The organism is Kitasatospora sp. NPDC036755, assembly GCF_040636595.1.
Lineage (GTDB): Bacteria > Actinomycetota > Actinomycetes > Streptomycetales > Streptomycetaceae > Kitasatospora.
The window spans coordinates 1-8,605 of sequence record NZ_JBEZUT010000359.1; the positions used below are offsets into that span (position 1 = coordinate 1).

An 8,605-nucleotide genomic window follows, 5' to 3' on the forward strand; every position below is an offset into this window, starting at 1 on the left:
ACCCACCCCCCTACCACGTCTTTTCGTTGGGGGGGGCGCCCCTCGTCTGTGTTCCGGGGTGGGCCCCACAAACCCCCCCCCCCCCCCCCGGGGGGGGGGGGGCCCCCCCCCCCCCCCGCCACTGTCATGCATGCCGACTAGGGCGCCTCAGCACTCCACGGGGTCCCTGTCCACGATCAGAGCCACACGGTCTTCGGCTGGCGCACCGTCGCGCTGGACTGCCACCCGATACTCGCCTTGGAGGTCTCGAGGTATGGACACCGTATAGACAGTGCGTAGCACACCGCCAACGTCGACCGAGTAGCTCTTTCGTGCTGGAATATTTCTTCCCTGGCACGAAATTTGATTGATCGTCTCACCACTGGCCATCAACATGACCGACCACTGGCCATTGTGGAGACTACCTCCGAGAAAGGTTCCGACTCCAGGGTTCCGCCTCGCGGCAATGTCCGCGGATGGATCACATCCACGCGAGATAACCTTCGGTGACGCCGAACATATGGCACCAGTCTTCTCGGCCTGCCAGATCAGCTCCGGGCCGTAGCCGCTGTCGTACTTAGCGACCGTGAACTCGCCACCAGCCGGAGCATTGCCGTTCTCCTCAGCCAACTGCTGGATCTGCCGCATAGAGTCCTCTGGCATCGTCGACCCTGGAGATTCCCCGCCAGCCGATTCGGGTTTCACCAGCGCATCCGGCAGAACATCATGCCCACCATGTGCCCCAGTGCAAGCGCAGGCACCGAACAGCAGGCCCACGAGAACGGTACGAAGCTTCACCAAAAGCATCTCACGTCCCTCATCATCTTCTCCGATCAGCTGTCGATTTCCCGCCTAGAAGCGACCTCGAAACGAGTCGCTAGAGCTCATCGACGTCCCGAACCGCGCTGCGGTCCTCATAGATGACCTCCACCCAGTTGTGGATATAAGTGTTCACCCAGTCCTTCGACGTTACAGTTCCATCCTCGTGATAGTAGGTGGTCCGATAGACCCGCCGAGTGACCAGGGGCGACCACCCCGACAGGGTATTGGCTTTGACGTTCATGTTCTTCGTGATCGTCTTAGCCGTGGTCTTGCTTCCACCCTCGGTCTTGTCCTCCGAGTCCTCCTCGGTCCAGTCCCAGCTGGCCTCGCCGTCCACGCTCCCGAGCTCAACTGGCCCGACCTTGATTTTCGCCTCTGCACCACCCTTCATCTCATGGCTGGACGCCCTCTTCTTGCCGATCTGCCTGTTCCACTGCGTCATATCCGTGGTGGTCATGACCATGGTGCGCACACCATCTGTTGTGGCCCAATCGAAGTCCTTCCCGATCGTCTTGTCCGGGCCCATGGGATCCTGGGCCACGATCTCTGAGGAATGACCGATCACACCCTTCCCGCCATCGGGCACCGCCTGCTCCTTTCTGGGGCTGGGAAGGGTGTTCGTCAGCTTCTGCCTGACGTACTCGGCATAGCCCGCCTTGCGGAGCGGCTCCGACCTCTTGTTCTCCTCAACGATCTCGTTGTACCTCGAGCCCTTCCATTCGTTCTCATCAAGCTTGGTGCCCTTATTGGTGCAGTTGGCGAAGCCGCTCACGCACTCTTCCCACGCCATGCCCGTGGGGTCGGTCTTGTTGACCGGACTGTTGTTGCTGTAGGCGTAGGCGTTCCACTGCTGTGGGTCCTCGGGGAGGAGCAATGGGTCAGGGCTGAGGAAGCGGCCGGTGCTCGGCTGGTACTGGCGGGCGCCGAGGTTGGTGAAGCCGGTGGTGTCGTCCTTGAGGCCGCCGACGTAGCCCTTGTCGCCGGCCCAGGAGTTGGTCGCGCCGGATCCGCGCGCGACGCCGAAGGGATCGGTCCAACGGCGGGTCTCGGTGCTGGTGGCCGAGTCGATGGACAGGGTGCCGGTGTTGTGGTGGTCGGTGAACTGGTAGGTGAGCTTGGTCGGGCCCTGCCTGACCAGGGTGATCCCACCGGGGAGGGTGTAGTAGCGGGTGCCCGTGCTGGTCTTGTTGCCGGTGTCGTAGACGAGTTCGTCCCCGCCGCCGAGGTTGACCGTGACCTTGCCCGGGTTGCGGCGGATCACCTGGTTGCCGTCCGCGTCGTAGACGTAGCTGGTGGTGGAGCTGCCCTGCTTCATCGAGGCGAGCTTGCCCTCGGCGTCCCAGGTCAGCTCCGTACCGTTGGCCGCGTCGACGGCGTTCCAGGTGGAGGTGCCCCACTTGGACACCCAGCCCGGCGCGTAGACGATGAACTTGCCGTCGTCCTGGACGACCGCGAAGTACTTGCTGTTCGCGCCGATCCAGGTCTGCGAGGACCACAGCGGGACGCGCTGCGGGTCGTAGACCACGAAGTTGCCGTCGTCCTGCATGGTCGCCCAGGCACCCGGGTGGTTCTGGGTGTTGGTCGACCAGGTCACCAGGCCGGTGCGCAGCGAGGTCAGCACGAGGTTGCCGTCGGTCTGCATGGTCAGCTGGGTGGAGTTGGAGCGCACCGACTCACCGGAGTTGAGCACGAAGCCCGCGCCCAGCGTCTTGGTCGCGCCTGGGTTGACGATCTTCGTGGTGTTCCCGGCCGCGTCGTACTGGTTGCTCCCGGGGGTGCTGCCGTTGTTCGGGAAGGTCGACTTCACCGTCGTCGGCACGTGCGGACCGCCGGTGCCGCCGCCCGTGCCGGCCGCGGTGGTCGGCGTGTTGCGGCTGCCCGGGGCCGGGAAGGCCTGGTCGACCGTCAGATCCTTCGACGTGTCACCGGTCGGGTTGTGCATGACCAGCTTGGTGCGGTTGCCGACCGCGTCGTAGGTGTAGTCCTGCCAGTACGCCGCACTGCCACCCACCGTCGTCTTCGCCGGCGCGACCGCACCGGCGGTCGGCGTCGCATTCGCACACGCCCCCTGACCGGCCAGGGACGGCGTCGGCTGCGCCAACTTCCCTGTGTCCGACCACGCCGACGTCAGCCGGCCCAGGTAGTCGTGGGTGAAGCACTGCAGGTCGGTCGCGGCCGGGGTGTTGTTCGGGATCGTCCGGATCGCGGTGATCTGGCCCGCCGGGTTGTAGGCGTAGGTGGTGTTCTGGACGGTGCCGGTGGTGGCGGTCTGCTTGTCGACGTACTGGGTCAGCAGGCGCCCGGTCGGCTCGTCGTACGTGTTTGTCGCGACGATCTGCGTACCCCACGGATTCATCGTGGTACGGATGTTGCGCCCGTAGGCATCCCAGTCCGCCTGCCGCAGATAGGTGTAGCCGGCCCCACTGATGTCGTTGAGCTCGCCGTAGGACTCGTAGTTGTAGGTGATCGACTCCTGGGCCAGGTCACCCGCCGCGGCGCGCCCGTCAGCGATGATGGAGCCACTGATCGGGTTGTACGCCGCCGTGTAGTCGAAGGTCGCCTGACCGGTCTTGCCGATCTCGCTACCGGGAATGGAGACGGTGGTCTTCGTCGGACGGTAGGCGGCGTCGAAATCGCCAACGGACTTGGTGTACGCCGCGCCCCCGGCACCACCGACGTAACGGGTCGAGGAACTGGCCTGCCCCTTGGCCACGGTGTCGTAGGTGTAGCCGGTCAGCTGGTTCGCGGGGTCTGTCGTTCCGCTGTACGTACCCGTCTTGCGGCCCAGCAGGTCGTACGTCATCGCGATCGTCTGCCCACGCGCGTCCGTCGTGGTCGCGACCCGTCCGCCCGCGTCATACGTACGTGTCGACACACCGGAGTCCGGGTCGTCGTTCTTCACCAGACGACCGCGCTGGTCGTAGGCCAGGCTCCAGCTGTTACCTGCGGCGTCCACCCGGGTCGCCGGCTGGCCATACGCGTTGTAGGTGTACGTGGTGACGTCGGCGTCGGCCGGATTGCCGGTCGCCGTCGGCGTCCGGTACTGCCACAACTGGGTGGTACGACCACGGGCGTCGGTGACCGTGCTGGTCGCGGTCGCACCGGTCGGCGGCGACACGTCGACCCGATCCGCCCCCGGGTACGCCGTGGTGTTCGTGGTCTGCAGCGTGCCCAGCGCCACGAACTGGGTGCTCACCGCGCGCCCCAGGCCGTCGAACTGGATCACGCTCGCGCTCGGCACCCTCGCGCCGTCGGGGATCCATCGGGTGGTGTTCGGAGTGGTGGTGTCCTCGTAGTAGTTGTTGTACTTCCGGTTGACGCGCCCCTGCGAGTCGTAGAACGTGTCCGTGATCAGGCGGCCGTGGTAGGAGGAGACCGCCGGATCGTCCTGGGTCTGCACCAGGCGGCCCAGACCGTCCAGGATCTGCACCGACTTTCCGTAGGTCTTGCCGTCCGGACGCAGCGAGTTCGTCGTTGTGGTGGACGGTGACGACATGCCGTTGACGGCGTAGTCGTAGGTGGCGTTGGCGTTGCCCGCCGTGTCCTGTCCCGGAGCCCAGACCGCCTTCAGACGGCCGAGCCCGTCGTAGGTCTTGGTCACTGCGCGACCGTTGGGATCGCTCGTGGTGAGTGCCAGACCGCGCGCAGGGTTCAGCGTGACCGTGGTCGTGCGGGGAGTGCCCTCATCCGGCGCGCCGGCCGGAGCCGGAGTCCCGGTGACCACCTTGTTCGGCAGCTCGCCCGGACTCGCCGGGCTGTACACGGTCGTCGTGGTCGCGCCGCCGGGGTTGGCCTTGTCGGTGACCGTCGGATCGGTGGCAGCCCTGGTGCGGCCGTACGTGTCGTAGCCTGCCGTGGCCTTGAGGACGTACTGTGCCGCCCCATTGGCGTCGTAGTGGTCCAGGACCTGGGTCCCGGTGGCCTCGCCCTTGGCTCCGGCAGTGCCGAAGTCCTGGCCGTCGTAGAGCGTGCGGGTGCCGGAAATCGTGTTGGCCGACGACGCGTCCGCAGTGCAGGCGTTGGCACCGGAGATCACGAAGACCTCGGAGACCAGGCCGGTCATCTGCTTGTTCGCCGGGGCCGCGTAGCGGTAGCGGGTGCACACATCCGGCGTGCCGTCGGCCGTACTCAGCGAGGTAGTGAGCCGATTGTTGTTACCGGGGTCGGTGGCCGTCACGGTCGAGGAGGTGCGCGTACCGGTCGTGGTCACTGCCGTGGTGGTCGAGGTGACCTTGGTCGCCTGGTACCGGGCCACCAGGTCCGGCAGTCCGGTCCGGGTGCGCGTGGCCTTCGCAACGGGGGCCTCGTACGTGTTCACCGTGTACGAGAGCGGCGAAGCCGGATCGGCGGACACGTCCGCGTAGCTGTCCGTCTCCAGGATCTGGCCGAACAGCCAGTCGGAGTCGACCCGCCCGCCACTCTTCACGCCCGCGACGGAAGCGGCCTTGGCCTTGCCGTCCGCCTTGTAGTCGCCGTCCATGCCCTGGTAGTAGCTGGTGGTCGACTTCGCCTGCGGCCCGTCCTTGCCGGAGCCGGTCACCGTGGTGACACTGGCGTAGCCGCGGAACTGGTCCCAGGTGCGGTAGTCCGACTCGACCAGCGCACTGTCGCTGCGGTGCCACCCGGCCGCACCGTAGGTGTACGAGGTCGTCGTCGCCACCGCGCCGGTGACCTGCTTGGCGTTCGGGTCGACGGTGACCGTCTCCACCGGATACCGCAGGAACCAGTCGTCCACCGTGGCCTGCACACCGGTGTCGAACCACTTCACCGGGAAGCAGCTCTTGTCGTTGTTGTCCGCCGCGGCCGGCATCCTCCCCGCCGTGCGCGAGCAGGACTCCTTGGCGTACGAGACCAGGATCGAGCCGCCGGTCTCGGTACTGATGACCGCCATGCGCGGGCGGTAGTACCGCGGACGTGCCGGCACCAGGCCGTCGACCCGGTTGGGCAGCAGCTCGTCGGCGAAGGTCATCTCCGGAAGCGCCTGCTCGGCCTGGCCGTTGGCGGTGTCCTTGCCTGTGCGCTTCACCGACTGCAGCCAGGCGATCGGCGCGTTGTCCGTCGCGTTCTGCGGCGTCTTGAACACGTGCTTCAGATCGTAGTGGTCCACTGGGCGGTACGAGCCGCCCGAGCGGATCGACGTCGTGATCCCGTTCAGCCACTTCGTCGACCAGTACGACGGGCTGAGATTGGTGCACGTCCCGGTGTCCGGGCACTGCTTGTCCAGCGGGGCGTCCGGCCAGTTCACCGCGTTCGCCGCTGTGCGCTGCGAAGGGTCGCAGGCCTTGGCATCCGCCGCCAGGCAGCGCTCCCCCGATTCGAAATCGATCTTCGACGCCGCCTGGTAGGTGCCGCCGGCGGTGAGCTGGTCGGACAGCAGTTGCCCGTAGCCGATCGAGGCGAGCACACCACCGCGGGTGTACGACGTGTTCGCGCCCTTCCCACTGTTCTGGGCGCCTCCGCGCGCGTACACGTTGGTCTCGGGGGTGTAGGAGTAGGTGGTCAGGTTCCCGTGCGGATCGACCACGTAATCCAGGTTCCACCGCCACGCCGTCTGACACCAGGAACCCTTGCCCTTGGCCGCGTCATAGCACGGGTCACCCGCGTTCGGCGAGTACACCGGCACCGTCCAGGCCGACTTGCTCTCCGGGCCGACCTTGCTCGGCGAACCATCGGCCGCCGGAAGCTGGTTGAGGCCGAAGTAGTAGACCACTCCCGCGGTGTCCGTCACCTTCAGGTACGAACCGTTCCAGGTGCCGTTGTTGGCGCCGGTCAGGAACTCGACCTTGGTCCCGTCGTCGTTCTTCTGGTGCCAGGTGCACTTCGACTGCTCGTCGACACCGTTGCCGGCCGTGCAGGAGGCCTCCGGAACGAGTTCACCGGAGTGTCCGCCCAGCGACAGCGTCAGGTTCGCACCACCCCAGCAGTGGTCACCGGACCCCGGGATACCGGCCTTGTCACACACCCGGTAGCCACGCTCGACGAACCCGGAACTCAGATCCCAGCCGTCACCGATCCACGACGCCTGCGCGTTCGTGGACGCCGTCTTCCCGTCCACCGACGCCGAGTCGTAGCCCAGCGCCAGCGTGGGAGCGGTACCTCCGAGGGTCGACGGGGTCACGATCGGATAGCTGTAGGTGAACGACCCCGAGCCGCCGCCCGCCGCCCATGCCTGGCTCGGCGACAGCGGCGTCGCGCTGTAGGTGCCGGTCCCGCTCGAAGGGGCGGCGGTGAGTGCCAGCACCACCTGCGCGGGAGCGGCGGCCAGTGCCGGCGCACCCGCGGACTTGGCCTGAGTGTGCTGCGCCTCGGCCGAGCCGTTCGCGGCCGCGGACAGGTCGATGTCCGCCACGAGCCGCTTGGCCTGCTCGTCGTAGTGCGAGGCGACCGGCGTGCGCACCTGGCAGCCGTCGGCGTCCGGCGTCGTCAACGCGCACTCCGGCAGGACCGCCAGCCCGGCCCGGTGCGCGAAGTCGCCACCGGCACCCATCGATGCCAGGTCGAGCCCCACCCGGACCTTCCCGGGCTGGGCCCCGTCGCCGTTCTGCGACAGCGTCACCAGCGTCGCCGACGCGCCCGCGTCCGGACCGGACCCCGGTGCGGCCGCGAGCTTCACCTGCACGGGCGCGGCGGCAGCCGCATCGCCCGCGCGGGCGACCGGAGCCACCCAGACCGGCAGGTCGCCCGCCTGCTTCGAAGCTCCGACGACGGGATCCCGCCCGTCCGCCGGCCCGGTGTTCCGGTCGGTCGGCGCGTCCAGCGTGACCGTTGCCGTGCCGTGCTTCGGCTGCGTCGCACTCTTCGGTGGCACCCAGTCCGGTGAACCGGTGCTCGGCGAGGACGACTTGGGCTTGTCCGCTGCTCCGGGCACCGAAGCCGTCCGCTGGAGCGGCGTGTTCGGCGGCGACCAGATCTTGCCCTTGCCTCCGTCCGCGGGGGCGGCGACCGCGGTACCGAGCGGCGCGGCCAGCATGCTCAGCACGGCAAAGGAACCGAGAATTGCCATTCGAGGCTTGCGCCACCGGGATGGGGGCTCACTCCATCCGGATTCACCGGGTGGTCTTTCTACTTCGGAAGACATTTTTTACCCCCCAAGAAGAGTCCGCGCCGCGGATCGACGCGGACAGGATCTCGCAGGAGGGTAGGGGACAAACCATCCAATGGTCGAGCGACTTGAGGAAGGGCTGAGGGTGTGATCGATGTCACATTCGAGAAAATCGGCGAGCCCCCACCAAATCGGACACGCCTCTGAAAATAAGAAGTTGACGGTCCTTTGACCCCAGGCGGTAGCTTGCTGGGCGCCTCTGCACACATCCTTTGCAGAGTCAGATCCTTGTCCCGATCGGGTCCGATCGGGGCATCTCTCGTGGGGGTACTTCGCCATGCCTGCCGCTCCGCCCGGAGCTACAACCGGAGCAAGCCGTTCCAGATATCCGTCACGGACCGCTGTCGCCACCGCGGTCGGCCTCGCTCTGGCACTGACCTCGGTCGCGCCGTTCGCCTTCGCTGACGACCCGTCGGCCACCATCGCCCTTTCTGCTGACGCCTCGTCCGCCGGTGGGGCGGCCGGCAGTCCCTCGGCCATCCCGCCGGAGCTCGCGGCGAAGATGGACGCCGTCGACGCCGAACGCGCCGGCAACAGGCCGCCGATCAGCCCGACCGACCGGGCGATCGCCGAGGCGCAGAAGACCGGCAAGCCCGTCCCGGTCCCGGAGTTGACGGACGAGGTCAGCGAGACCTTCGCGACGCCGACCGGTCACCTCTCCCGCACCGAGCACGTCGAGCCGCAGCGGGTGAAGCAGAACGG

The 8,605-nt window shown here is 67.2% G+C and carries 3 protein-coding genes; 1 reads left to right on the forward strand and 2 read right to left on the reverse strand.

The features are described 5' to 3' along the window. Positions 1 to 147: 147 nt before the first annotated feature. Both AB0E96_RS34905 and AB0E96_RS34910 read right to left on the reverse strand, forming a co-directional pair. Positions 148 to 627, reverse strand: coding sequence for a hypothetical protein (locus tag AB0E96_RS34905; RefSeq protein WP_359829816.1), 480 nt, complete (start codon positions 625 to 627; stop codon positions 148 to 150). A 229-nt stretch (positions 628 to 856) separates the two neighbouring features. Then, complete coding sequence (locus tag AB0E96_RS34910; RefSeq protein WP_359829817.1) at positions 857 to 7,879, reverse strand: RHS repeat-associated core domain-containing protein; 7,023 nt, start codon at positions 7,877 to 7,879, stop codon at positions 857 to 859. A gap of 526 nt (positions 7,880 to 8,405) precedes the next feature. On the opposite strand from AB0E96_RS34910, the gene AB0E96_RS34915 reads away from it, so the two are divergent. Further along, a partial coding sequence (locus AB0E96_RS34915; RefSeq protein ID WP_359829818.1) for a hypothetical protein occupies positions 8,406 to 8,605 on the forward strand: 200 nt, incomplete at its 3' end.

Coding starts and splice junctions, on each gene's coding strand:
- AB0E96_RS34905 (WP_359829816.1), bottom strand. CDS start 627: ATGCGGCAGATCCAGCAGTTGGCTGAGGAGAACGGCAATGCTCCGGCT.
- AB0E96_RS34910 (WP_359829817.1), bottom strand. CDS start 7,879: ATGTCTTCCGAAGTAGAAAGACCACCCGGTGAATCCGGATGGAGTGAG.